The organism is Streptomyces sp. O3 (assembly GCF_054788135.1).
This window is the reverse complement of record NZ_JBTVYK010000006.1, coordinates 20,850-45,153: the sequence shown is the minus strand read 5'-3', so window position 1 is coordinate 45,153 and position 24,304 is coordinate 20,850. Positions and strand designations below refer to the sequence as shown.

The window sequence follows — 24,304 nt, the reverse complement described above, 5'->3', positions numbered from 1 at the left end:
GCTGTCGGCGACACACGGCATGATGGCGGCATGCGAGCAGTGGTACAGCGGGTGGACGGCGCGAGCGTCGTCGTGGACGGCGAGACGGTCGGCGAGATCAAGGGGGAGGGGCTGTGCGCTCTGGTGGGGGTGACGCATGAGGACACCAAGGAGAAGGCGGCCCAGCTCGCCCGGAAGCTGTGGTCGGTCCGGATGCTGGCCGACGAGAAGTCGTGCAGCGACATCGGCGCCCCGCTCCTGGTGATCAGCCAGTTCACGCTGTACGGCGACGCCCGCAAGGGCCGCCGCCCCACCTGGAACGCGGCGGCGCCGGGCGAGGCCGCCGAGCCGCTCGTCGACGAGGTGGTGGCGCGGCTGCGGGCCCTGGGCGCGACCGTGGCGACGGGCCGGTTCGGCGCGCAGATGCGCGTCTCGCTGACGAACGACGGCCCGTTCACGGTGCTCCTGGAAATCTGACGGGCCCGCACGCACGCCCTGCCGGACCCGGACCCGGACCCGAACCCCAGATCCCGGACCCCGGTCCCCGGTCCCCATCCCGGACGGTCCGGACCCCGGTCCACGCGTCCTAGGGTTCGACCACGGTCTCCTGGGCCGCCGCCGTGGTCCCCGCGAGGAGTTCCGCGTCCACCGGGACGTTGCGCTTGACCAGGGCCAGCGCGATCGGCCCCAGCTCGTGGTGGCGAGCGGAGGTCGTCACAAAGCCGATCTTGCGCCCGTCCGGTCCGTCCGCCGCCAACCGGATCTCGGTCCCGGATCCCGGCAGGTGCACCTCGCTCCCGTCCAGGTGCAGAAAGACCAGGCGGCGCGGCGGCTTGCCCAGGTTGTGCACGCGGGCGACCGTCTCCTGGCCGCGGTAGCAGCCCTTCTGGAGATGGACCGCGGAGCCGATCCAGCCCAGCTCGTGCGGGATCGTACGGTGGTCGGTCTCGAAGCCGAGGCGCGGCCGGTGGGCCTCGACGCGCAGGGCCTCGTACGCGAGGATGCCCGCGGCCGGACCATTGGCCTCGGCGTACGACGCGAGCTCGGCGCGCGGCAGGAAGAGGTCGCGGCCGTGGGCGGTCTCCCGTACGGCCACGCCGTCCGGCGCCGGGGCGATCGAACCGGCCGGGAGGTGCACGACCGCGAACGCGTCGGTCCGGTCGGCGACCTCCACCCGGTAGAAGAACTTCATCGACTCCAGGTACGCGATCAGCGCGTCCTGTGTGCCGGGCTCGACATGCGCCCAGGTCGTCTCGCCGTCGTCGACGAGATAGAGGGCGTGCTCGATGTGACCGTGCGCGGAGAGGATCAGCGCCTCGGTGGCCTGACCCGCGGGCAGCTCGCTGACATGCTGGGTGAGCAGCAGGTGCAGCCAGCTGAGCCGGTCGTCACCGCTGACGGTGACCACACCGCGGTGCGAGAGGTCGACCAGGCCGCTGCCGTCCGCGAGGGCGCGCTGCTCCCGGAACAGTTCGCCGTAGTGGGCGGCCACGCCCTCGTCCGAGCCTTCCGCCGGGACCGCGCCGGGCAGGGCCAGCAGGGGGCTGCGCTTCAAATGAGACTGCATATCCACCAACCCTACGACTCGGTAGGCGCGGTTTTTATTTCCCGGTCGTCCCGGTCGCCTCGGCGGCGCAGGCCTCGCACCGACCGAAGATGGCGAAGTGCTTCATATCGGTCTCGAAGCCGAAGGTGCCGCGCAGCTTGGCGATGAACTCCGTGGCGATCTCGACGTCGGCCTCGATGACGTTCGTACAGTCCCGGCAGACCAGATGGATGTGGTGGTGCCGGTCCGCGAGGTGGTACGTCGGCGCGCCGTGCCCGAGGTGCGCGTGGCTGACCAGCCCGAGCTCCTCAAGCAGCTCAAGCGTCCGGTAGACCGTGGAGATGTTGACCCCGGACGCGGTCTTGCGGACCTCGCCGAGGATGTCGTCCGGAGTCGCGTGCTCCAGCGCGTCGACCGCTTCGAGGACAAGCTGACGCTGAGGCGTCAGCCGGTAGCCGCGCCGCCGCAGATCGCTCTTCCAGTCGATGCTCACCACGGGGCCAGTGTAGAGGGCGCCCCAGGACGCCCCCTGGGTTCTTCAGCGCCCCTCAAGCGACGCGCATGCGGAGCAGACCTGCCGGGGAGCAGGCCTGCCGGGGAGCAGGCCTACTTGAAGAACGCGATCCCGTCGTCGGGCAGGTCGCCGAGGTCCTTCGCCCAGGACTGCACGTCCTCGGGGGTGACGACCTTCTTGAGCTGGGCCGACATATACGGGCGCAGCGGCACCTCGGGGGTCTGCTTCTCGCCGACCCACATCAGGTCGCCCTTGACGTAGCCGTACAGGCGCTTGCCGCCGCTGTACGGGCCGGAGGCGGCGGTGCGGGCGACCGCGTCGGTGGCCAGGTCGATCTGCGGCTTCTTGTCCGCCAGCTCGCCGTACCAGACCTCGACGACGCCGTCGTCGCGGACCATCACGACCTCGACCTTGCGCTCCTTGTCGATCCGCCAGAACCCGGACTCGGACTCCAGCGGCTTGACCTTGTTGCCCTCGGCGTCCAGCACCCAGGTGTGGGAGCGGTACTCCAGGAAGTCCCGGCCGTCGTGGCTGAAGGAGACCTCCTGCCCGAAGTTGCACTTCTCGGCGTCGGGGAAGTCAGAGACTCCCGCGCCCGCCCAGTCGCCCAGCAGGAAGGCGAGGGGGACGAGGTCCGGGTGGAGGTCGGACGGGATCTCGATCATGAGCAGCTCAGGCGATCTGTGTAGACGGTGGAGGTACGGCCCCGGAAAGGGGTCAGCGCTGGCCCTGGTACAGCTTCTTCACGGCCAGCGCGGTGAACCCGAGAACGCCGACGGCGACCAGGACAAGCAGAGCATCGAAGGTGGCGACAAGCACGGGTGCTCCTCGGTGAGCGGGGTGAACGGGACAGAGCCGGGCCCCAGCTTAGTCGCCGCGGCCCGTCGGCTCTCTGTGAGGTCAGCCGAGCAGCTGGTTCTGCAGGACGACCGTCTGGTGGAAGGGCACCCGCGGGGTGCTGCCCCGGCTGGACTGCACGATCAGCGCGAGCGTGTCACCGGCCGTGATGTACGCGTGCCGTACGTGCCGCTCGCCGCGCGGCACGGCCTCGTCGAACACATCACGCTCGGTCGAGCGCACGATCGCGTCCTCCGGGTACTCCTCGTCCAGCGGCGCCAGGTCATCCACTCCCGCCACCGGCAGGCCCGCGCTGGCGGCCCCGGCGAGCGCGTCCCGGTAGAACTGCCTCGCGATGCCTCCGGTATGGAAGCGCAGCAGGTACGTCCGCGACCGCGTACCGTCCGGCATGGTCCAGCCACGGGCCACGACGTGTATGAGCCCGGCATCGACCAGTCGCTGCCTCAGCTCGTCCCGGTCGTCTTCGGGGTAGGCCTCCAGGAAGCGCTCAACAGGCACCCTGTTGCCCGCACCCTCCTGCTTCCCGTCCTTCCCGTCCTTCCCGTCCTTTCCGGCGAGCTTCTCGTCCAGGGTGGCCCCATCCGGCGCCGGGATCAGCAGCCCGCCCAGGTCGGCGTAGTGGATCCCGCCCGGATTGTCCTCGGCGTACGGCTTCGGGGCACCGGGCGGCAGCTCGGGCTTGCGCAGCTCGGGGTACGCCCAGCGGCCGTCGCTGTGAGTGGAGAGGCCCGGCAGCTCGGTGCGCTCCCGCTCGGTGATCCCGTACGCCACCGCCGTGCCGGTGCAGGCGAAGACGAGGACCGCCGCGGTCCAGCGCACCACGGCGAACAGCGCCCTGCGGCCCTTGGCGGGCTGCGCGGCCGTCTGCTCGGTCATACGTACTCCCCCGGTGATGTCAGCAGGTCGAGCTGGTTGCTCACCAGCGTCGCGACCTTGTCGGTCTCCATAGGCCTGCGCCCGTACGCCCGCATGCTGACCTGGATGTCACCGTCGTAGGCGTTGCAGAGCATCATTTCGAGATGCGCGGACGCCTCCTCGGGCAGCAGGAAGCACTTGGCGTCAGGATGGCCGTCGATCTCGGGTCCGTCGACGAGGCCGAGCGCCTCGCCGATGTCGCGCTGGAGTCGCACCCAGTCGCGTAGGCCCTTCTCGTTCTCCATCCGGGTCAGCTGCGTCTCGGCCACGAACCAGCCGAACTTGGAACGATAGGTGCGGGCGGCCATGCCCTTGACCCGCAGCTCGTCCACGGCCTTCTGCTGGCGGTGGCGCTGTGCCGGGGGCAAGGTCCGCGCGCCTTCCTTGAGCAGGGCGACCGCCTGCTTCCGGGAGAGCACGAAATCGTTGCCGAACTCGTCGATGTCGGGCCCTGGGCGGTACCTCGGCGGCACCGGCAGCAGCTTGGCCGCAAGCCCCTTCGGAGCGGGCTGCTTGTCCTCGGTCTGTTTGGGGGGATCGGCCCAGACCTTGGTGGGTACGGTGCGGTCGGCCTCGGCCATCCTGCCCTGGGCCCACACTCCCCCGGCGCCGAGTGCGCACAGGGCCAGTCCCGCGGCGGCGGCGACGAGCCTGCGGCGGCACCTGCGCGCCTTCGGCGCCGGCGGGTCCTGCCGTTCGGGCTGCTCGGGCTGCTCGGGCTGCTCGGGCTGCTCGGTCACAGGCGCTCCAACTGCCGCTTGGCGAGGGACATCAGATCCTTCTCGGAGACCGGCCTCGTGTTGTCGACGGCGAAGATCTCCATGAAGACGTCGCCTCGCCTGGCAGCCGCCCACCCCTTGTACAGAGGCTCGTAACCAGGCTCCACGACCGGTTCATCGGCGAGATAGATCCGGCCGGTGCCGCTGCCGGGGATCGGCACACCGTCGTTGCCCGCGGAGTGCGGTTCCGACAGATCGGACAGCTGCTGTTTGGCGTACCCGGGCGTCATGGCGAATTCCTCATCGTGGAACTGGACGAGGTTGATCGTGACGTAGAGCTCTTCGCGCTCCTGCCATGACGTGGTGACGGCCCGGCGGAAGTCGCCCGCCGCCAGGGTCTCGAAGGCGTCATCGGGGTACTCGAAGTCCGTCGCGTACTCGGACAGGCTGAGCCAGCCGTGGGTGGTGAAGGAAGCCTCCACCCGCTGCGCTCCGCTCGGCTTCTTCAGCAGCAGCCTGCGCAGGTCCCCGTCCGTCTTGACGTGGCGGTGCTCGTTGATGCTCCGGGCGCTCGCGCCCTTGGCCGCGGGGACGGGCTTGTAGTCCCGTAGATCAGGCTGGGAGAGCGGCGGCAGCGGTGTCGGCTCGCGGTCGTACTGCACGACGTAACCGGCAACCGTGCCCGCGCCCGCGCCGAGCACCGCGGCGCAGGCGATCAGCAGCAGTGCGCGGCGCGTGCGGCCGCGACGACGTGGCCGGGCAGCGGCCGTGGGCTGCGCCTCGTGCCCCAGCCCCGGCTCGGGGTCGGGGCCGGGGCCGGGGTCGGGGTCGGGCTCGTGTTCGGGTTCGTGTTCGGGCTGTTTCTCGTGCTCCAAGGTCCCTCCATGAGAGTTGAAGCGCGGATTCCGATATCCGCGCGCCCTGGAGACCCTCTTGCGGCGGCATTGGTTGTACTGGGGGATGGTTACAGTTCGGTCTATGGCGAAGAAGCTCGTGATCAAGGTGACCGCTGGGGCCGACGCTCCCGAGCGGTGCTCGCAGGCCTTCACGGTGGCGGCCGTGGCCGCGGCCAGTGGGGTGGAGGTCTCGCTGTGGCTGACCGGTGAGTCGGCGTGGTTCGCGCTGCCGGGGCGGGCCGCGGAGTTCGAGCTGCCGCACGCCGCGCCGCTGCCGGATCTGCTGGCGTCGGTGCAGGCGGCCGGGCAGGTGACGCTGTGCACGCAGTGCGCGGCCCGCCGCGACATCACCGAGAAGGACGTGCTGGACGGGGTGCGGATCGCGGGGGCGCAGGTGTTCGTCAGCGAGGTGATGGGGGACGGGGTGCAGGCGCTCGTCTACTGAGGCGTCAGTTACTGAGGCGTCAGTCGGGGCCCGGACGCTTCTTGCCGTCCAGTTCGTCCCACCACGCGTCGGACTGCGGGTCTCCGGACGGGTCGTCCCACCAGCGGTCGTCCGGGCCGCGCCGGTTGGCGACGATCGCGGCGAGCGGCGCGAGGGCCATGGCGACCAGGCACATGGCGACGGCCGCGGGCACGGACCAGAGCCGCACGACGGCCGACCCCAGGACGAACAGCGCCAGACAGCTGCCCATCATGGCGAAGTACACACGCATCCGCCGTGCCAGCACACATCCAGCGTAGGCCGGGAAGAGGCGGAAAGAGCCGGAGGACCGCACCCGTCGTCCTGGTAAGCGTCCAACCCCCAGGGGTGCGGCCCTCCGGCCGTATAGCCGGCCGTCCGATGCGGCCTACGGCACTCAGACGGCGATGGCGACGTCCGCCAGACCGCCGTCCTGGGCGACGACCGTGCGGTCGGCGGTGCCGCCCGGCACCAGCGCGCGCACGGTCCAGGTGCCCTCGGCCGCGTAGAAGCGGAACTGCCCGGTCGCCGAGGTGGGCACCTCAGCGGTGAACTCGCCGGTCGAGTCCAGCAGGCGGACGTAGCCGGTCACCGGCTCGCCGTCCTTGGTCACCTGGCCCTGGATGGTGGTCTCGCCGGGCTTGATCGTCGCGGCGTCGGGGCCGCCGGCCTTCGCTCCACACATGTCAGTTCTCCAATTCGCCGAAGTTGGACCGAAGTCGGGGTCAGTTGTTGGCGCCGAGCTCGATCGGCACGCCGACCAGGGAGCCGTACTCGGTCCACGAGCCGTCGTAGTTCTTGACGTTCTCGACGTCGAGCAGCTCGTGCAGCACGAACCAGGTGAGCGCCGAGCGCTCACCGATGCGGCAGTAGGCGATGGTGTCCTTGGCGAGGTCGACCTGCTCGTCGGCGTACAGCTTCTTGAGCTCGTCGTCCGACTTGAAGGTGCCGTCGTCGTTGGCGTTCTTGGACCACGGGATGCTGCGGGCGCTCGGCACGTGGCCGGGGCGCTGCGACTGCTCCTGCGGCAGGTGGGCCGGGGCGAGGAGCTTGCCGCTGAACTCGTCGGGCGAGCGGACGTCGACGATGTTCTGGGTGCCGATCGCGGCGAGCACGTCGTCGCGGAAGGCCCGGATCGCGGTGTTCTGGGCCTTGGCCTTGTACTCGGTGGCCGGGCGCTGCGGGACCTCGCTGACCAGGTCGCGGGAGTCCAGCTCCCACTTCTTGCGGCCGCCGTCGAGGAGCTTCACGGAGTCGTGGCCGTAGAGCTTGAAGTACCAGTAGGCGTAGCTGGCGAACCAGTTGTTGTTGCCGCCGTAGAGGATGACCGTGTCGTCGTTGGCGATGCCGCGCTGCGAGAGCAGGGCCTCGAAACCGGCCTGGTCGACGAAGTCGCGGCGGACCGGGTCCTGGAGGTCCTGCTTCCAGTCGATCTTGACGGCGTTGCGGATGTGGTTCTTGTCGTACGCGGAGGTGTCCTCGTCGACCTCGACGATGACGACCTTCGGGTTGTCGAGGTTGGCCTCGACCCAGTCGGCGTCTACCAGGACGTCACTGCGGCTCATACTTTCTCTCTCCTCCGGGGCAGTTGCGGCGGGGCGGTACGCGAAGAGGTGTGCCGCCGCGGGCGTCCGCGGGTACGCGGGTATGCGGCATCGGCGGCGCACGGCACGAGGGGGGCGGCCCTGACCTGGCGGGGCGAGGTCGAAGGGCCCTGGGGAATACGGGGGCGGAAGCTCCCGCTCAGACGGCGCGACAGAGCATGGCGGCGACGCGGCACAGGTCTACTGCCCGCCGCTTCGTGAGGTCCGCCTGTCGCTGCTTCATGGGGTCGATCGTAGGGACGGAGCCGGGCCGTGTCACCGGCGTGTCGAATGGCGAGACGCGATCGTCCGCATTTCGGGACGGCTGACGGGTCGCGCCTGCTCCCGCGCGGCCGCCGTACGTCCCACGCGCCTCAGCCATCTACTGAGCGGACGTGCTCGTCTCGGATTCCGGACAGCCGCGGCGGGAGGCGGCGCGCAGGCGCTTCCCCGGCGCTGTCCGGCGCGGTCCCGGTACGACCCGGCGCGGTCCCGGTACGACCCGGCGCGCTACCCGGCCAGCCGCACCTGCGTGCCCGTCACCGAGATCGCCACGCCCTCCGGGGTGGCCTCGACCTTGTCGATCTCGATGCCCGACGGCAGCCGGTCGACCTGCTGCTGGAAGTCCGTGACCGCGCGGATCCGCGACTCGCCGACACCGGCGCCCAGCGCCTTGAGCTGCCCCAGCTCGCCGTCGAGCCCGCTCTTGTCCGCGTTGACCTTCACCACGCCGCCCTCGACCGCCACCCGGCTGAGCACCGTGGCCTTCCGGTCCACCGGCACCCCGAGCACACTGCCCTGGATGTCGACGGTGACCTCGATCTTCCCGTCGCCCCCGTCGGCGAGGCCGACCACCTTGGCGTTCACACCCGGCACCAGCTCGACCGGCTCGACCTGGGCGGCCTTCAGCAGCTCGCGGTACGCGATCAGGGCGGTGCCGGAGGCCCGGTTCGCGGTGGCGGAGCCGTAGTCGCCCGAGAACCGGACGCCGCGCATGGTGGCGTCCAGCTCCTCTATCCGGACCTTCTCGCCCTCGGCCGACGCGTCCAGGCCGTCGATCCGGACCCGCACCTCGTCGAACTCACCGCCCACGACCTGGGTCAGGAACGGGAACCCCTCGATCGAGACATCCGGCGTCCGGTCCAGGCCCTCGCTGGTCCGCAGCCTGTCCGCGGCCTTGTCCTCGGCGAATCCGACCAGCAGGCGATCGGCGGCCACGAAGATCCCCGCCAGGACCACGGTGATGATCAGGATGATTCGCAGTGCGCGCATGATGTCGGTGCCCCCACCTCAGCAGTCGTTCCTCGCGACCCTAAACGACATATCCCCCGCGACCTGCCGTCGCGGGGGATATGTCGACCAGCTGTGACACCCGGACGGTCAGGCGTCAGGCAGGCGGTCAGGCCACGACCCGGCCCAGCAGGTACACCGCGGGCGCGGCCAGGGCGAGCGGCAGCGCGACGCCCGCCGTCATGTGCACGAAGCGGGACGGGTAGTCGTAGCTGGCCGCCCGCAGCCCGACCAGCGCGCACACCCCGGCGCCGAGCCCGAGCAGCGCGCCCTGGGCGCCGATGTCGGTCAGCTGCCCGACGGCGATCCCGGCGCCCGCCGCCGCCAGCAGCGCCACCGCCACCGAGACCACACCGGGCAGCGGCAGCGCGCGGGCCACCACGGCGACCGCGACCGCGACCGAGCCCACCGAGACCGCGGCGGGCTCGGCCCCGAGGTGCCCGGCCGCCAGGATCGCCAGCGCCGCGGAGGCGACGGTCGCCATCAGGCCGTACATCCGCTCGTCCGCGCCCGCGTGGCTGCGCAGCTGGAGTACGAGCGTGAGCAGCACCCAGACCCCGAGGGTGCCGAGGATCGCGGCGGGTGCGTGCTCCCGGCCGACGCCGAGCAGGGCCGCGTCCGCGACGAGGCCGCCCAGGAAGGCGAGCGCGATGCCCTGGCGCGCGGGCCACATGCCGTTCAGCCGGAACCAGCCCGCCGCCGTGACGGCCTGCAACAGCACCAGCGGCACCAGCAGCCCGTACGGCCCGACCGCCGCGCCACCCGCGAGCAGCAGCCCCAGTACGGCGGTGAGCCCCGCGGGCTGGACGCCGGGCGGGATGATCGGCGAGCGGCCCTCGGCGCGGGCGCGCTGGGCGTCGGTGACGCGGGGGTTCCCGGTGACGGTCGCGGGCCCGTAGCCGGGCGCGTCAGGAGCCGCCGCGTGCGCCGGGGCGCCAGCCGCCTGCGGAACGTACGCCGACGGCTGGCCCTGGACGGGCGCTTCGGGCGGAAGCGGCCGCGAGAGCGGCGACACATACCCGTCAGCCCCCGGACCCAGCCCGTGGCCCAGCCCGTGGCCCAGCCCGTGGCCCTGCCCCTGCTCCGGCGCGCTCTGCGGCGGCAGATACGCCGTGTCCGCGGCCGTGGCGGGCGCCGGTGGCTGCGCCTGGGTCTCCCAGGTCTGCCCCTGCCAGGTCTGCGTGTGCTGCGGCGGCTCGTCGAGCGGCTGCTGCCCGGTGGGCCACCGCGTCTCAGACCACGGCTGATGCACATCGTCGTACGCCTGGGACGGCGAATACGGGTCGTACGGCTCATACGACTCATACGGCTCGTACGGCTCGTACGGCTGGTTACTCATCTCTCGCGGTCACCCTCCTGCGAACGGCGGGAGCACCTCGACCGTGCCGCCCTCGGCCAGCGGTACGGTCTCATGCGCGCGCGTGCCGACGGGGTCGCCGTCGACGAGGAACGAGCAGCGCAGCAGGACGCGCTCCAGCTCCCCGGAGTGTCGCAGCCGCGCGGCGTCCAGCGCGTCGGCCAGCGTCGCCGCGTCGTACGGCTCCTCTGCGACACCGGCGGCGGACTTGGCGGCGGCCCAGTAGCGGATCGTGCCGGTTGCCATCGCGGCGGCTCCTTTCGCTTACGTACCGCCTCCATGATGCGGCCTGCGCCGAGGCGCTCACGCCCGGCCCGCGGCCCAGCCGCCGATCCGCGCCAGGAGCGCGTCGTCGGCCGCGTGCTCGGCGTGGCCCATCTCCGGCTCAAGCCACAGCTCCGCGCCGCCGTCCGCCGCCGCGGACGCCAGCATCCGGGGGTGATCCAGCGGAAAGTACGGGTCGCGGCCGCCGTGCACGACCAGCAGCGGCGTCGGTGCGATCAGCGGCACCGCCGCGACCGGCGACAGCGGTACGGGGTCCCACGGGGCGCGCTGGATACGGGTGCCCAGCACATGGCGGCCGACCGCGCGGCCCAGCGGGCGGGTCACGACCCAGTGCAGCCGCCGCATCGGCGCCGTACCGCGGTAGTACCAACGGGCCGGGGCGCTCACCGAGACCACTCCATCGGTCCTATCGGGCGCACCCGCCACACCGTCCGCCCCTCCGCGTACCCCCGCGCGCCCCTCATGCGCCGCCCCGCTCCCGGAGCCGCCGCCCAGGGCCGCGTGCCGCAGCACCACGGAACCGCCCATCGAGAAGCCCACGGTCACCACGCGCGCGTGCCCGAACGAGCGCGCCCACCGCACGGCGGCCGCCAGGTCCAGCACCTCGCGGTCCCCGACCGTCGAGCGCCCACCGGACTTCCCGTGCCCCCGGAACGAGAACGTCACCACGGCCCCGTACCGCGCGAAGACCCCCGCGGCCCGCCGCACGTGCGGCCGCTCCAGGTGCCCCGTGAACCCGTGCGCGACCACGATCGCGGGGGCCTCGGGGCCGCCCGCGCCCGGCTCGTACCCGGCGTCGATCGCCACCCCGTCGGCGGTGCGCAAAGTCGCCCGCAAACCGTCGCGCAAAGTGCCCCGCGCCGCCCCCGGCGGGTCTCGCCGAGTGATCGGCCGCACAGAAGATCCTCCGATTCGCCCTGCCGCAGCGGAAGTCATGTGGGCTATTCTGCTTGGCGAAGGATCCGGGCAACGCAGCCCCCGGATCCTTTTGTGCTTTCCGGCAGGCTTGCGGGCTCACCGCCCGCCACCGGCCGGACAGCGGCGGCCCCAGGGCGCGGGACCGCCACCGCAGAACCCCAGCAGTGCCACATACGTCCTCGCAGGGACCGAGGAGGAACCGACGTCATGGGCGAGCGAAAACCGCACTACCCGAGTCCGATCCAGGCAGGTGGGCGGCGATGAGTTCTCTGCTGCTCCTCACCAACGCCCTCCAGCCGTCGACGGAGGTGCTCCCCGCACTCGGCCTGCTGCTGCACAACGTGCGGGTGGCCCCGGCCGAGGGCCCGGCGCTCGTCGACACTCCGGGCGCCGACGTGATCCTGATCGACGGCCGCCGCGACCTCCCCCAGGTCCGCAGCCTCTGCCAGCTGCTCCGCTCCACCGGCCCCGGCTGCCCGCTGATGCTGGTCGTCACCGAGGGCGGCCTCGCGGCGGTCACGGCCGACTGGGGCATCGACGACGTCCTGCTCGACACCGCGGGCCCGGCCGAGGTGGAGGCCCGGATCCGGCTGGCGATGGGCCGCCAGCAGCTGACCGGCGACGACTCCCCCATGGAGATCCGCAACGGCGACCTCTCGGTGGACGAGGCGACCTACAGCGCGAAGCTCAAGGGCCGGGTCCTGGACCTGACCTTCAAGGAGTTCGAGCTGCTCAAATACCTGGCCCAGCACCCCGGCCGGGTCTTCACCCGAGCCCAGCTGCTCCAGGAGGTCTGGGGCTACGACTACTTCGGCGGCACCCGTACGGTCGACGTCCACGTACGACGCCTGCGCGCGAAGCTCGGCCCGGAGCACGAGGCGCTCATCGGCACCGTACGCAACGTCGGCTATCGCTTCGTCACACCGGAGAAGACGGACCGGGGCACGGACGAGGCACAGACGAAGACCACACGCCCCAAGCCCCAGCGGAACGCGCCATCCGACACCACGACCGCCACCACCACCGAATCCGTTGATAACGATGCGACCGTGAGCCCTGCCAAGCGCTGACTCTGCCCGCGTAGACTCTCGCGCGTGGCCAAGGTGACTAGGGACGATGTGGCGCGACTGGCGGGTACGTCGACCGCGGTCGTCAGCTATGTCATCAACAACGGACCCCGGCCGGTCGCCCCGGCCACGCGCGAGCGGGTACTCGCCGCGATCAAGGATCTGGGCTACCGCCCGGACCGGGTCGCGCAGGCGATGGCGTCCCGCCGCACGGATCTCATAGGCATGATCGTGCCGGACGCACGGCAGCCGTTCTTCGCGGAGATGTCACACGCCGTGGAGCAGGCCGCCGCCGAGCGCGGAAAGATGGTCCTGGTCGGCAACTCCGACTATCTGCACGACCGCGAGGTCCACTACCTGCGCGCGTTCCTGGGCATGCGGGTGGCGGGCCTGATCCTGGTCAGCCAGGGGCTCTCGGCCCAGGCCGCCGCCGAGATCGACGCCTGGGACGCGCGCGTGGTCCTCCTGCACGAACGCCCCGAGGCCATGGACGACGTGGCCGTCGTCACCGACGACATCGGCGGCGCCCAGCTCGCCACCCGCCACCTGCTCGAACACGGCCACGCGTACGTCGCCTGTCTCGGCGGCACCGAGGACACCCCGCTGACCGGCGACCCGGTCACCGACCACGTCGAGGGCTGGCGCCGCGCCATGCAGGAGGCGGGCCGCTCCACCGACGGACGGCTGTTCCACGCCCCGTTCAACCGCTACGACGCCTACCGGCTGGCCCTCACCCTCCTCTCCGGCCCGGACCGCCCGCCCGCGATCTTCTGCGCCACGGACGACCAGGCCATCGGCGTCCTGCGGGCGGCCCGCGAGCTGCGCATCGACGTACCGGGCGACCTGGCGGTGGCGGGCTTCGACGACGTCAAGGAAGCCGGCCTCACCGACCCGCCGCTCACCACCGTGGCGTCCGACCGCCCGGCGATGGCCCGCGCCGCGGTCGACCTGGTCCTGGACGACGGCCTGCGCGTGGCGGGCTCCCGCCGCGAGCGCCTGCGCCAGTTCCCCTCCCGGCTGACCGTCCGCCGCTCCTGCGGCTGCGACTGACCGGCCTTCACACCGGACATACGCACTTCTGCCGGGCTTCTCAGTACACACTCAGACAGCTCTCAGACTCCCCCGCGAGGCTCTGAGACATGACCGAGACGCCCAGCAGCTTCCCGCCCCCGCCCGCCTACGCCCCGCCGCTTCCCTCCGAGCCGTCCCAGGCGCCCCAGCCGCCCCAGCGCCGCCGCGCCCGCCGCCCCGTGGCCCTGCTCGCCTCGGTCGCTCTGTTCGCCGCGGCGATCGGCGGCGGCACCGCGTACGCGGCACAGGAACTGTTCGGGAGCGCGAACCCCACCACCGGCTCAAGCACCAGCGTCGTACCGACCAGCCAGCGCGGCACGGTCAGCGGCGTGGCCGAGGCGGTCAGCCCCAGCATCGTGGAGATCAGCGCGGGCCAGGCGACGGGCTCCGGCGTGATCATCACATCCGACGGCGAGATCATCACCAACAACCACGTCATCTCGGGCGCGTCCACGATCACCGTCAGGACCGACGACGGCAAGAGCTACCAGGCCGACGTCGTGGGCACCGACAGCTCCAAGGACCTGGCCCTGATCAAGCTCAGGGACGCGTCCGGCCTCAAGGCCGCGACGCTGGGCGACTCCGACAACGTCAGGGTCGGCGACGAGGTGGTCGCGATCGGCTCCCCCGAGGGCCTGACCGGCACCGTCACCAGCGGCATCGTCTCCGCGCTCGACCGCGACGTCACGGTGTCCACGGACGGCGGGCAGCGCCAGCAGGACGACCGCTGGCCCTTCGAGTACGGGGGCGAACGGTTCAACGGTGACACCGGCACCTCCAAGACGACCTACAAGGCGCTCCAGACCGACGCGTCACTCAACCCCGGAAACTCCGGGGGCGCGCTGATCGACATGAACGGCAACATCATCGGCATCAACTCAGCGATGTACTCGCCCAGCGCGTCCACGAACTCGAACTCCGGCAGCGTAGGCCTCGGCTTCGCGATCCCCGTGAACACGGTCAAGTCCGACCTGGCAAAACTCCGAGGGAACTGAGGGCGCGGCCCACCCACCCCGCAGACGCGGACGTACGCCCACCCGCCCGCAGACGAAGGCGGGCGTACCCCCACCCGCCCGCAGCCGCCTACGGACGTGAGGGGGTGGGGTGGGGGGTGCGCGCGCAGCCTGGTGCTCAGCCCCCGGTCGCATGCTTTTCGACGAGGGGCCCACCTACGCTGGGGGCGAGCACGTACCCCCCACCCCACTCCCGCCCCACAGCGAACAGCACGCACAGCACGCACGCACCCCGAGAACGGGACACCGATGAACGCCGCCGCCGAAGCCGTCGCCCCGCAGCGCATTCTGATCGTCGACGACGAGCCCGCCGTCCGCGAGGCGCTCCAGCGCAGCCTCGCCTTCGAGGGCTACGCCACCGAGGTCGCCGCCGACGGCCTCGAAGCGCTCGACAAGGTCACCGCGTACGCCCCCGACCTGCTCGTCCTGGACATCCAGATGCCCCGCATGGACGGCCTGACCGCGGCCCGCCGACTCCGCGCCACCGGCTCCACCACGCCCATCCTCATGCTCACCGCGCGCGACACCGTAGGCGACCGGGTCACCGGCCTGGACGCGGGCGCCGACGACTATCTGGTGAAGCCGTTCGAGCTGGACGAACTGTTCGCCCGCGTCCGCGCCCTCCTCCGCCGCAGCTCCTACGCCGCGACAGCCAACACCAACGCCAACGCCACCACCGCCGACCAGGCCACCGCCGACGCCGACGCCGACGTACTGACCTTCGGGGACCTCCGCATGAACCTCGCCACCCGCGAGGTCGTACGCGGCACCCGTCCGGTCCAGCTGACCCGCACCGAGTTCACGCTCCTGGAGCTGTTCCTGGCGCACCCGCGCCAGGTGCTGACCCGCGCGCAAATCCTGAAGTCCGTCTGGGGCTTCGACTTCGAGCCGAGCTCCAACTCCCTGGACGTCTACGTCATGTACCTGCGCCGCAAGACGGAAGCAGGCGGCGAACCCCGCCTGGTCCACACCGTCCGAGGCGTGGGCTACGCACTCCGCACAGAAACCCCAGGCACCCCAGCCACCCCAGGCAGCCCAGCCGCCCCCGGCACCCCAGCCGCCCCAGGCGGCACCACGTGATCAAACGCTTCCGCGCCCTCCCCCTCCGCACCCGCCTCGCCCTCCTCGTAGCCACCGCGGTCGCCCTCGCCGTGGCGGCCGTCGCCGCGTCCAGCTGGCTGCTCACCCGACAGCAGTTGCGGAACGAACTCGACACGTCCCTGCACAGCATGAACGCCAGCCGCAGCTACCTCTCGGCGACGGTGACCGACTGCCAGGACCAGAGCCGCACCTCCCCCGGCACCGCCGCACCCAGCACCGCCTACGTCCAGGTCGTCCGCCCCGACGGCACCCGCTGCGTCGGACTCGGCTCCAAGGCGCTCCAGGTCCAGGAGTCCGACCTGGACGTAGCCCAGCAGCTGATCCCCGACACCCTGCACGACGGCCACACCGACGACGGCCAGAAGGTCCGCGTGCTGACCCGCCGGGACAGTACGACCGGCCTCACCGTGTCGATCGCCCGCCCCCTCTCGGAGATCGACGGCGCGCTGAACCAGCTGGCTCTGCTGCTCCTCACCGTCGCCGGGATCGGCGTACTCGGCGCGGGCGCGGCGGGCCTGTGGATCGCCCGCACCGGACTGCGCCCGGTCAACGACCTGACCGGCGCCGTCGAGCACATCGCCCGCACCCAGGACCTGACCGTCCGCATCCCCCTCGCCGGCGACAGCGACGACGAGATCGCCCGCCTGTCCCGCTCCTTCAACGCGATGACCTCCGCGCTGGCCTCGTCCCGCGACCTCCAGCAGCAGCTGATCGCGGACGCGGGCCACGAGCTCCGTACGCCCCTGACCTCCCTGCGCACCAACATCGACCTGCTGGCCCGCAGCGAGGAGACGGGCCGCGCCATCCCCCCGGACGACCGCAGGGCGCTGCTCGCCTCGGTCCGGGCCCAGATGACCGAACTGGCCTCGCTGATCACCGATCTCCAGGAGCTCTCCCGCCCCGAGGCGCCCGCCAGCGGCCGGGTCCAGGTCGTCGCCCTGCACGAGATCGCCGAGACGGCGTTGGAGCGCGCCCGCCTGCGCGCGGGCCCCGAGCTCACCCTGACCGCGGACCTCGCCCCGTGGTACGTACGGGCCGAGCCCCCGGCCCTGGAGCGCGCCCTGGTCAACCTCCTGGACAACGCGGTCAAGTTCAGCCCGCCGCACTCCACGGTCGACGTCACCCTCGGCCGCCGGGGCGAGCTCACGATCCGGGACCACGGTCCTGGCATCCCGCCGGACGAACTCCCGTACGTCTTCGACCGCTTCTGGCGCTCCCCGACCGCCCGCTCGCTGCCCGGCTCGGGCCTCGGCCTGTCCATCGTGGCCCGCACGGTCCAGGAGTGCGGCGGCCAGGTGACCCTCCGCGCGGCGCCCGGCGGCGGCACGGCGGCCGTGGTGACCCTCCCCGGCGCCCCCACGCCACCGCCGGACCTGCCCTAGGGCGTGTCTCTCCCCGAAACTCGCCCTAGCGCGACAGGGACTTCCGAGGCGAGTCGAGCCGACAGGCGTACTTGCCCGCCTCGTTGCTGGTGCGCGAGGCGCTCAGGGTGATCTTCCGGCTGCCCGAGGGGCCGACCGTCACCCGCCGGTTCCGGGTGGCGAGCGTCTCGGTCGCCAGCTTGGAGCTGGCGCTCGCGCTCACCTTGAAGGTCACCGCGAACGTGTAGACGAAGGCGTGCTCGGACGACGCGTTCTGGATGTCCACGTCGTAGGTGAACCGGACGACGGACCCCGAGCGGGAGGCGCTGCAGTTCGAGCCGACGACCTCACCGCTCGCGTTCGGGTTGAACGTGGGCCGGGCCGACTTGGTGGGCGGCGCGGGCGCTCCGGCGCCACCGGAGCTGCCACCGGAGCTGCCGCCGGAGACGCCGGACCCGCCGGAGCCGCCGCCGGTCACCCCGGAGTCGCCCCCGCTCGCGCCGCCGATGACGCGGTCCGGGTCCATGCTCGGCATCGGGATGCTGGGCATGGCCGAGGGGTCGATCTTCGGCGGCTTGCCGAGGCTTCCGGCACCGCCGAACGCCTTGTCCTCAGGGTTGTCGGTGCAGCCTGACAGCGTGACAGCGGCGGCCAAGGCCAGAGCTATGGCGCCGACGGCGCGACTGGTGCGCATATGTGTAGTCCCCCGATGTACTGGATTCCCGTACCTGCCTGATACGCGGTTACCGCGTTACGGCATCGCAGGCTACCGGACCCGCCCAAGTCTCCCGAGGGCCCGGCGAGCGTTGGTACCTTGAGCCACTGTCACATCACTTCATGCTTCATATTCGGGGGACCCATGAACCAGCCCTGGCAACCACAGCCACAGCAACCCCAGCCGTACGGCCAGCAGCCGCCGGGCCCGCCACCGCCGGGGTACGGCTACCCCGGCCCGCCGCAACCGCCCGTGCAGCAGCCGACGCAGCAGCCGATGCAGCCCGGCTACGCGTATCCCCAGCCCCAGGGCGGCTACCCCCAAGGCGGCTACCCGCAGGGCGGCTTCCAGCCGGGCTTCCCGCCGCCCGCGTCGGGCAACCCGGCCAAGGCCTTCTTCCTCGGCCTGCTCCTCTCGGTGATGGGCGCGCTGGTCTTCGGCGGCATCCTGGTCGCCAGCTATGAGGACCTGTCGAAGACGGGTCTCAAGCTCGCCTACGGGGTGTTCGCGCTCGTGATCGGCGTGGCTGTCGGCGCGGTGGCGGGCAAGGCGGGCGGCAAGTCACCCGCCACGTTCCTCTTCGCCGCGCTGCTGGCCATGGCCGCCACGTTCTTCGGCTACACCAACGGCGTCGTGTTCATCCTGCTCGACGCGGCCAACTCGGACGTCGTGGCGGACATGCTGGAGGACAAGCCCTTCTTCCCGGCCGAATCCTGGTGGGAGGGCAACCTGGAGGAGGCCGTCGCACTGCTCGGCCTGGCCCTCGCCGCGGGCGCCGCCTGCGGCGCCGCGGCGGCCACGAGCAAGCGCCGACTCTGACGTAAACACCGGCCCTGGCACACCACGAAGCGGGTAGGGCGGCCGGACAGAAGCCGCGCCGCCCTACGAGTCAGCGATGTTCACCATCCACGTGACGCCGAACTGGTCCGTGCACATGCCGAAGACATCGCCCCACATCTGCTTTTCCAGCGGGACCGAGACCGTGGCCCCGGCGCACAGCCGCTCCCAGTAGCCGCGCAGCTCGTCCGCGTCCTCGCCGCTCACGCTCACCGAGACGTCGTTTCCGGGCTTGTGCTCCATTCCGGGCGGGACGTCGGAGCCCATCAGCGTGAAGCCGCCGTCCGTCTCCAGCATGGAGTGCATGATCTTGTCGGCGACGGGCCCGGCCTCCTTCTCGCCGAAGTCGCCGTAGGTGTTCGTGGTCAGGGTGCCGCCGAAAACGCCCCGGTAGAACTCCATCGCCTGCCGGGCGTCGCCGTCGAAGCTGAGGTACGGATTAAGACGAGAAGGCACAAGACCACCCCTTTCGTGATGAACCGTCAGTTCCGGGCAGGCTAGGGCCTGCCCGGCGGATCATGCCTGGGACGCGGTGGTCTGGCACGCACATCTGCGGCGTTGTCGTCGGTTGCCAACGCTCCGCGTTGTCGCCCTCCTCCGCCTTGCAGCTGCACGCACCAGACCACCGCTCACCAGCAGCGAAAGCGCACCGCCAGGCAAGAGGCGGCCTGATCCGCCGGACAGACCCTAGCCGAGCGCCTTCAGAACGAGCGGCCGGACGCGCCAAGGGCCCGGAGCAGGTCGTCGACGAGCTCCGCGTCCCGGTCCTGGGTGAGTCGCCCGCGCGCGGCGTCAGGGGGCAGCCAGAGCAGCCGGGACACCTCGCTGTTCGGCTCGAAGACGCCGCCGGTGGCCTCGGCGGCCCAGTAGCGGACCTCCTTGGGGCGGCCCTCCACCTCGTAGTGGGCGCTCAGGAGTTCCGGTCCCGGCTCGCAGGTCATGCCGGTCTCTTCGCGCACCTCGCGCACCGCTCCGTCACGGGCGCTCTCGCCGCGCTTGAGCTTGCCCTTGGGGTGCGACCAGTCGCCGTACTTCGGCCGGAACACCAGGCAGATCTCCAGCCCGTCGCCGGACTCCGCGCGCCGCCACAGCACACACCCTCCGGCCAGGATCGCGCCACCGCTCGCGCCGCCGTTCACGGCGCACCCACCGCCGACCCCGCACCCTGCCCGGTGCCCACATGCGGCCCAGCGCCCGCCCCCAGCCACGCCCGCTGGAAGGCGTACCGCGCGGCTTCCACCTCGTGCCGCTGGTCCGCGTGCAGCACGCCGAGTGCGTACGCGGTCGTCGGCGCGATCCGCGGCGTACGGGCGGCCGAAGCGGCGGCGTGCGCGGCCCCGGCGGCGTCCCGGTGCCGGTCCAGGGCCTCGCCCGCGCTGAGCAGGCGTACGCCGCCCGGCTCCGGCGCGCGGGCGGCAGCGGCGGCGTCGGCGGCGAGGGCCTCTCGGGCGTACCGGTGCAGTCGCAGCAGCAGGCGGACCTGGTGCCAGGGCGCGTCCTGCGCCTGCGGGGCCTCGTCGGGCGCGAGGCCGTGGGTGAGGGCCTCGGCGTTGTACGGGTGCCCGGCGCGGACCAGCGGCAGCGCGGCGACGGCCTCGTTCAGGCGGGCCTGGACGTCGGCGGCGAACGGGGTGAGCTGGTGGGCGGCCGCCTCCTTGCGCAGCGGCACCTCGCTGGCCAGCACGGCGACCCCGTCCGCGACGGCGTGGAAGCGGGAGCTGCCCAGGGCCCCCAGGGCCGCGGAGTGCGCGCGGGTCCTGGCGAGCGTGAGCTGGCGTTCAAGCAGCGCGCCCGCCTTGGCCGCGCCCACCGTGAGCTGCCCCTTAGCAGCCCCAGCCCCCGCACCAGCCCCAGCCCCCGCACCGGCTCCGCCCTCAGCCCCGCCCGCGGCTCCGGACGGCACGACGCCGCCCCGCGCCCCGTCGCCCGCCTGCACCGGGAACGCCGCCGCCCCCGACAGCCGGTGCAGCGCCGCGAGCAGCCGCTCCAGCCGGGCCGCGTACCCGTGCTCGCGGCCCAGCGTCCCCGACAGCCAGGTCAGTTCCGTACGCAGCTGGTCCGACCACTCCGCGTCGAGCAGCGGCCGGAACGTGTGCAGGCTGCCGCCGATCCGGCGCGCGGCACGGCGCAGGGCGCGCGCGGACTCGGCGGCGTCCTCCGTGCCGCTCTCGCGGTGCTGCCGCAGCGCGCGCAGGAACTCCGTCGCCTGCTCCCGCAGATAGCGGGCGAGCACATCGCCCGACGACACCGTGTCCGACGACACCGCGCCCGACGGCACATCGCCCCCCGTCGCGGGCGCGTGAGCAGCGGTACGGTCAGGGTTTCGCTGAGCCACGCCGGCGCCTCCGGGCGTCAATGAGCATCTCCTGTACGTTGCGCAGGGGTTGGCCGTCCGGGTCGGTCGCGTGCCGGGTCCAGTCGCCGTCCGGGCCGAGGTGCCAGGAGGCGGTGGCGTCCGACATCCCGGTTTCCAGGAGCCGGTTGAGCGCGGCACGGTGCGCCGGGTCCTGGACCCGCACCAGCGCCTCGATCCGCCGGTCCAGGTTGCGGTGCATCATGTCGGCGCTGCCGAGCCACACCTCGGGCTCCCCGCCGTTGCCGAAGACAAACACCCGCGAGTGTTCGAGGAAGCGGCCGAGCACCGACCTGACCTGGATGTTCTCGGACAGTCCGACGACTCCGGGCCGTACGGCGCAGATGCCGCGCACCCACACGCCGACCGGCACGCCCGCCTGGGACGCGCGGTAGAGCGCGTCGATGACGGCCTCGTCGACCATCGAGTTGACCTTGATGCGGACAGAGGCGGGGCGGCCCGCCCGGTGGTGCTCGATCTCCTTGTGGATCCGGGCGACCAGCCCGTCCCGCAGCGACTTGGGAGCGACCAGCAGCCGCCGGTAGGTCTCCCGCCGCGAGTACCCGGACAGCCGGTTGAAGAGGTCCGACAGGTCCGCTCCGACCTGCTGGTCGGCGGTGAGCAGCCCCAGGTCCTCGTACAGCCTGGCGGTCTTGGGGTGGTAGTTGCCGGTGCCCACGTGCGAGTAGCGCCGCAGCGTCTCGCCCTCCTGGCGTACGACGAGCGACAGCTTGCAGTGGGTCTTCAGGCCGACGAGGCCGTAGACCACATGGCAGCCCGCCTCCTCCAGCTTCCGCGCCCACTTGATGTTGGCCTGCTCGTCGAAGCGGGCCTTGATCTCGACCAGGACGAGGACCTGTTTGCCGGACTCGGCGGCGTCTATCAGCGCGTCCACGATCGGCGAGTCGCCGCTGGTCCGGTACAGCGTCTGCTTGATCGCCAGGACGTCCGGGTCGGCGGCGGCCTGTTCCAGGAAGGCCTGCACGGAGGTCGAGAAGCTGTCGTACGGGTGGTGCAGCAGGACGTCGCGCTCGCGCAGGGCGGCGAAGATGTCGGGCGCGGACGCCGACTCGACCTCGGCGAGGTCGCGGTGGGTGCCCGCGACGAACTTCGGGTACTTCAGCTCGGGCCGGTCCAGGCTGGAAACCCCGAACAGGCCGGTGAGGTCCAGCGGGCCCGGCAGCGGGTAGACCTCGGCCTCGGAGATCTTCAGCTCGCGGATCAGCAGGTCCAGGACGTACTGGTCGATGGACTCCTCGACCTCCAGGCGCACCGGCGGACCGAAGCGGCGGCGCATGAGCTCCTTCTCCAGGGCCTGGAGCAGGTTCTCGGCGTCGTCCTCCTCGACCTCCAGGTCCTCGTTCCTGGTGACCCGGAACATGTGGTGGGCGAGCACCTCCATGCCGGGAAACAGCTCCTCCAGGTGCGCCGGGGCGGCGATCACGTCCTCGATGGGGACATAGCGGCCGGGCGACGCCTCAAGGAAACGGTTCAGCAGCGGCGGCACCTTGACCCGCGCGAAATGCTGGTGCCCGGTGACCGGGTTGCGTACGACGACGGCCAGGTTGAGCGAGAGCCCCGAGATATACGGGAAGGGGTGCGCGGGGTCCACGGCCAGCGGGGTCAGCACGGGGAAGATCCGCTGCCGGAACAGGGTGAACAGGCGGGCCTGCTCCTTCTCGCTGAGGTCGGGCCAGCGCACGATCTCGATGCCCTCGTCGGCGAGCGCGGGCGCCACGTCCTCCTGGAAGCAGGCCGCGTGCCGGGCCATGAGCTCGCGGGTGCGGGTCCAGATCAGGTCCAGGACCTCGCGCGGCTGGAGCCCTGAGGCCGAACGGGTGGCGACGCCGGTCGCGATCCGCCGTTTCAGGCCCGCGACGCGGACCATGAAGAACTCGTCCAGGTTGCTCGCGAAGATCGCCAGGAAGTTGGCGCGCTCCAGGAGCGGGGTCGTCGGGTCCTCGGCCAGTTCGAGTACCCGCTCGTTGAACCCCAGCCAGCTGCGCTCCCGGTCCAGGAAGCGGCCCTGCGGCAGCTCCGCCCCGTCGCCGTCGTCGTGCTCCTCGTACACGTCCAGGTCCGAGTCGAGGTCGGGCTCCAGGTCGGACACCGCGGCCGCCACGGTGTGCGGGCGGTGCGCGGCTATGGAGCCGACGGACGGCTGGGGGTGCTGGACCGCGTTCGGCCCTGCGGTGCGGGCGGCCTGGGCGCGGGCGGTGGTCTGGGCGGGGGCGGTGGCCTGGACGCGGGCTTCGGCGGAGGGCTGGCTCATAGGTCCATTCTTCCGCGTCCCACCCGTCGCGGGCGCGCCGACGAGCGTCGGCCGGGGGTGTGCCTCCGGGGTCGGCGGGGGCTCGGGCGCGTCGGGCTGCATGACGCGAGCGTCGCAAGGCCGTCTGAATCACCGGTTACGACGACATGACATACGGGAGCCCAGCGGGCGGCCCTCAGACCTCACACGCGCCTCGCACGGACCCCGCCCCCCCGCGGACCCCACCGGCTGGGCCCCGAGGGGCCCCGTCACGTCTCCGTGCGGTACATCAGGTCCGTCTCGTGGGTGACGAAGCCGAGGCGTTCGTAGACCGACACCGCCGCCTTGTTGTCCGCGTCGACGTACAGCATCGCGGTGGGCAGCCCCTGCCCCGCCAGGTGCCGCAGGCCGATCGCGGTGAGCGCGCGGCCCAGGCCGCCGCCCTGCGCGCCGGGCCGCACCCCGACGACGTACACCTCACCGAGCCGCTCCGGCGCGTGCGTCTTGGTCCAGTGGAAGCCGAGCAGCTCGCCGTCCGACTCGCGTACGGCGAGGAAGAACCCGGCCGGGTCGAACCACGGCTCGGCCTTGCGGTCGTCCAGGTCGCGCTGGGTGAGCGAGCCCTGTTCCGGGTGGTGGGCGAACGCCTCGGCGTTGGCGGCCAGCCAGGCCGCGTCGTCCTGCCCCGGCACGAAGGTGCGTACGGCGACGCCCGGCGGCAGCACCGGCTCGGCGAGCGGCGGCGCGTCGGAGCCCAGCGGCCGCCGCATCTGGCGCAGTTCGCGGAACAGCGTGAGCCCGAGCACCTGGGCCAGGTGCCGCGCCGACGCGTGGCCGCCGTGCGCCCACACCCGCAGCCGCTTGCCCGACACGGCCAGCAGGGCGGTGCCGAGCGCCCGGCCGTGTCCGTGCCCGCGCCGCGCGGGGTGCACCACAAGCTCACCGGCGGGGGCCTCCACCGGGTCGGTGTCCTCCAGTTGGGCGTACCCGAGCAGCTCGTCGCCGACGTACAGGAGCAGGTGTCGCACTCCGTCGCGGCGGCCGCCGCGCAGCTGCAGCCGTCCCTGTTCGGAGACGGCCTGCTGCCCGTCGGTGCGGGCGGCTTCGGCGATCAGGGCGAGTACGGCGTCGGCCTGTTCGGGGCTGAGCGCGTCGAGGGTCTGGATGGACCGCTGGGGCACGGCGGCGGCTGCGTCTGTCATGCCCTTGAGC

The 24,304-nt window shown here is 72.1% G+C and carries 27 protein-coding genes; 8 read left to right on the top strand and 19 right to left on the bottom strand.

Annotated elements, in window-relative coordinates:
* Positions 1-30: 30 nt before the first annotated feature.
* A complete protein-coding gene (gene dtd, locus ACX6XY_RS05225; RefSeq protein ID WP_460326877.1) occupies positions 31-456 on the top strand; it encodes a D-aminoacyl-tRNA deacylase in 426 nt (141 codons plus the stop codon).
* A 109-nt stretch (positions 457-565) separates the two neighbouring features.
* Here dtd and ygfZ read toward each other — a convergent pair whose 3' ends face one another.
* The 6 genes from ygfZ to ACX6XY_RS05195 all read right to left on the bottom strand — a co-directional run bounded on the left by ygfZ (position 566) and on the right by ACX6XY_RS05195 (position 5,406).
* Complete coding sequence (ygfZ, locus tag ACX6XY_RS05220; RefSeq protein WP_460326875.1) at positions 566-1,534, bottom strand: CAF17-like 4Fe-4S cluster assembly/insertion protein YgfZ; 969 nt, start codon at positions 1,532-1,534, stop codon at positions 566-568.
* A 46-nt stretch (positions 1,535-1,580) separates the two neighbouring features.
* Positions 1,581-2,021 (bottom strand): Fur family transcriptional regulator, encoded by a 441-nt coding sequence (locus ACX6XY_RS05215; protein ID WP_460326873.1) that lies wholly within the window; start codon positions 2,019-2,021, stop codon positions 1,581-1,583.
* 110 nt (positions 2,022-2,131) lie between these two features.
* The gene (locus tag ACX6XY_RS05210) at positions 2,132-2,704 is read right to left on the bottom strand and encodes a heme-binding beta-barrel domain-containing protein (RefSeq protein ID WP_460326871.1); all 573 of its coding nucleotides are present in this window, start codon (positions 2,702-2,704) and stop codon (positions 2,132-2,134) included.
* Positions 2,705-2,939: 235 nt separating this feature from the next.
* Positions 2,940-3,773, bottom strand: a complete 834-nt coding sequence (locus ACX6XY_RS05205) for a hypothetical protein (RefSeq protein ID WP_460326869.1) — start codon at positions 3,771-3,773, stop codon at positions 2,940-2,942.
* Positions 3,770-4,552, bottom strand: a complete 783-nt coding sequence (locus ACX6XY_RS05200; RefSeq protein ID WP_460326867.1) for a hypothetical protein — start codon at positions 4,550-4,552, stop codon at positions 3,770-3,772. The genes ACX6XY_RS05205 and ACX6XY_RS05200 overlap by 4 nt, the downstream gene beginning before the upstream one ends.
* Positions 4,549-5,406 carry a hypothetical protein gene (locus ACX6XY_RS05195; protein WP_460326866.1) on the bottom strand — a complete coding sequence of 286 codons (858 nt, stop codon included), beginning with the start codon at positions 5,404-5,406 and terminating at the stop codon, positions 4,549-4,551. Before ACX6XY_RS05195 ends, ACX6XY_RS05200 begins: the two co-directional genes overlap by 4 nt.
* A gap of 103 nt (positions 5,407-5,509) precedes the next feature.
* Between ACX6XY_RS05195 and ACX6XY_RS05190 the strand changes: the two genes are divergently transcribed.
* A complete protein-coding gene (locus ACX6XY_RS05190) occupies positions 5,510-5,872 on the top strand; it encodes a DsrE family protein (RefSeq protein ID WP_460326864.1) in 363 nt (120 codons plus the stop codon).
* Positions 5,873-5,891: 19 nt separating this feature from the next.
* Here ACX6XY_RS05190 and ACX6XY_RS05185 read toward each other — a convergent pair whose 3' ends face one another.
* The 7 genes from ACX6XY_RS05185 to ACX6XY_RS05155 all read right to left on the bottom strand — a co-directional run bounded on the left by ACX6XY_RS05185 (position 5,892) and on the right by ACX6XY_RS05155 (position 11,341).
* Positions 5,892-6,158, bottom strand: a complete 267-nt coding sequence (locus ACX6XY_RS05185; RefSeq protein ID WP_460326862.1) for a DUF3099 domain-containing protein — start codon at positions 6,156-6,158, stop codon at positions 5,892-5,894.
* 129 nt (positions 6,159-6,287) lie between these two features.
* Positions 6,288-6,575, bottom strand: coding sequence for a DUF1416 domain-containing protein (locus ACX6XY_RS05180; RefSeq protein WP_411059906.1), 288 nt, complete (start codon positions 6,573-6,575; stop codon positions 6,288-6,290).
* Between the two features lie 40 nt (positions 6,576-6,615).
* Complete coding sequence (locus tag ACX6XY_RS05175; RefSeq protein ID WP_460326858.1) at positions 6,616-7,455, bottom strand: sulfurtransferase; 840 nt, start codon at positions 7,453-7,455, stop codon at positions 6,616-6,618.
* Positions 7,456-7,983: 528 nt separating this feature from the next.
* Entirely contained in the window at positions 7,984-8,745 is a 762-nt protein-coding gene (locus ACX6XY_RS05170) for an LmeA family phospholipid-binding protein (protein ID WP_460326856.1), read from the bottom strand.
* A gap of 127 nt (positions 8,746-8,872) precedes the next feature.
* Positions 8,873-10,102: a hypothetical protein gene (locus ACX6XY_RS05165; protein WP_460326855.1), complete on the bottom strand. Its 1,230-nt coding sequence runs from the start codon at positions 10,100-10,102 to the stop codon at positions 8,873-8,875.
* Between the two features lie 9 nt (positions 10,103-10,111).
* On the bottom strand, positions 10,112-10,366 hold the full coding sequence (locus tag ACX6XY_RS05160; protein WP_460326854.1) for a MoaD/ThiS family protein: 255 nt from the start codon (positions 10,364-10,366) through the stop codon (positions 10,112-10,114).
* A gap of 57 nt (positions 10,367-10,423) precedes the next feature.
* Positions 10,424-11,341 (bottom strand): alpha/beta hydrolase, encoded by a 918-nt coding sequence (locus ACX6XY_RS05155; protein WP_460326851.1) that lies wholly within the window; start codon positions 11,339-11,341, stop codon positions 10,424-10,426.
* A 242-nt stretch (positions 11,342-11,583) separates the two neighbouring features.
* On the opposite strand from ACX6XY_RS05155, the gene ACX6XY_RS05150 reads away from it, so the two are divergent.
* The 5 genes from ACX6XY_RS05150 (at position 11,584) to ACX6XY_RS05130 (ending at position 16,957) form a co-directional block, all read left to right on the top strand.
* Positions 11,584-12,393: a response regulator transcription factor gene (locus ACX6XY_RS05150; protein WP_460326849.1), complete on the top strand. Its 810-nt coding sequence runs from the start codon at positions 11,584-11,586 to the stop codon at positions 12,391-12,393.
* A 24-nt stretch (positions 12,394-12,417) separates the two neighbouring features.
* Positions 12,418-13,440, top strand: a complete 1,023-nt coding sequence (locus ACX6XY_RS05145) for a LacI family DNA-binding transcriptional regulator (protein ID WP_460326847.1) — start codon at positions 12,418-12,420, stop codon at positions 13,438-13,440.
* A gap of 89 nt (positions 13,441-13,529) precedes the next feature.
* The gene (locus tag ACX6XY_RS05140) at positions 13,530-14,456 is read left to right on the top strand and encodes a S1C family serine protease (protein WP_460326845.1); all 927 of its coding nucleotides are present in this window, start codon (positions 13,530-13,532) and stop codon (positions 14,454-14,456) included.
* A gap of 267 nt (positions 14,457-14,723) precedes the next feature.
* Positions 14,724-15,554: a response regulator transcription factor gene (locus ACX6XY_RS05135; protein WP_460326842.1), complete on the top strand. Its 831-nt coding sequence runs from the start codon at positions 14,724-14,726 to the stop codon at positions 15,552-15,554.
* Positions 15,551-16,957: a HAMP domain-containing sensor histidine kinase gene (locus ACX6XY_RS05130; protein WP_460326840.1), complete on the top strand. Its 1,407-nt coding sequence runs from the start codon at positions 15,551-15,553 to the stop codon at positions 16,955-16,957. The genes ACX6XY_RS05135 and ACX6XY_RS05130 overlap by 4 nt, the downstream gene beginning before the upstream one ends.
* 25 nt (positions 16,958-16,982) lie before the next feature.
* Here ACX6XY_RS05130 and ACX6XY_RS05125 read toward each other — a convergent pair whose 3' ends face one another.
* Entirely contained in the window at positions 16,983-17,630 is a 648-nt protein-coding gene (locus ACX6XY_RS05125; protein ID WP_460326838.1) for a hypothetical protein, read from the bottom strand.
* A gap of 165 nt (positions 17,631-17,795) precedes the next feature.
* Between ACX6XY_RS05125 and ACX6XY_RS05120 the strand changes: the two genes are divergently transcribed.
* Entirely contained in the window at positions 17,796-18,470 is a 675-nt protein-coding gene (locus ACX6XY_RS05120) for a hypothetical protein (RefSeq protein WP_460326836.1), read from the top strand.
* Between the two features lie 63 nt (positions 18,471-18,533).
* Here the strand turns inward: ACX6XY_RS05120 and ACX6XY_RS05115 are convergent, their stop codons facing one another.
* From ACX6XY_RS05115 to mshD, 5 genes are all read right to left on the bottom strand, one after another.
* A complete protein-coding gene (locus ACX6XY_RS05115) occupies positions 18,534-18,944 on the bottom strand; it encodes a VOC family protein (protein WP_460326834.1) in 411 nt (136 codons plus the stop codon).
* Between the two features lie 245 nt (positions 18,945-19,189).
* Positions 19,190-19,627, bottom strand: a complete 438-nt coding sequence (locus ACX6XY_RS05110; RefSeq protein WP_460326832.1) for an NUDIX hydrolase — start codon at positions 19,625-19,627, stop codon at positions 19,190-19,192.
* A complete protein-coding gene (locus ACX6XY_RS05105; protein ID WP_460326829.1) occupies positions 19,624-20,823 on the bottom strand; it encodes a CHAD domain-containing protein in 1,200 nt (399 codons plus the stop codon). Before ACX6XY_RS05105 ends, ACX6XY_RS05110 begins: the two co-directional genes overlap by 4 nt.
* A complete protein-coding gene (locus ACX6XY_RS05100; protein ID WP_460326827.1) occupies positions 20,804-23,215 on the bottom strand; it encodes an RNA degradosome polyphosphate kinase in 2,412 nt (803 codons plus the stop codon). The genes ACX6XY_RS05105 and ACX6XY_RS05100 overlap by 20 nt, the downstream gene beginning before the upstream one ends.
* Positions 23,216-23,361: 146 nt before the next feature.
* Positions 23,362-24,294 (bottom strand): mycothiol synthase, encoded by a 933-nt coding sequence (gene mshD, locus ACX6XY_RS05095; protein ID WP_460326825.1) that lies wholly within the window; start codon positions 24,292-24,294, stop codon positions 23,362-23,364.
* Positions 24,295-24,304: the final 10 nt, after the last annotated feature.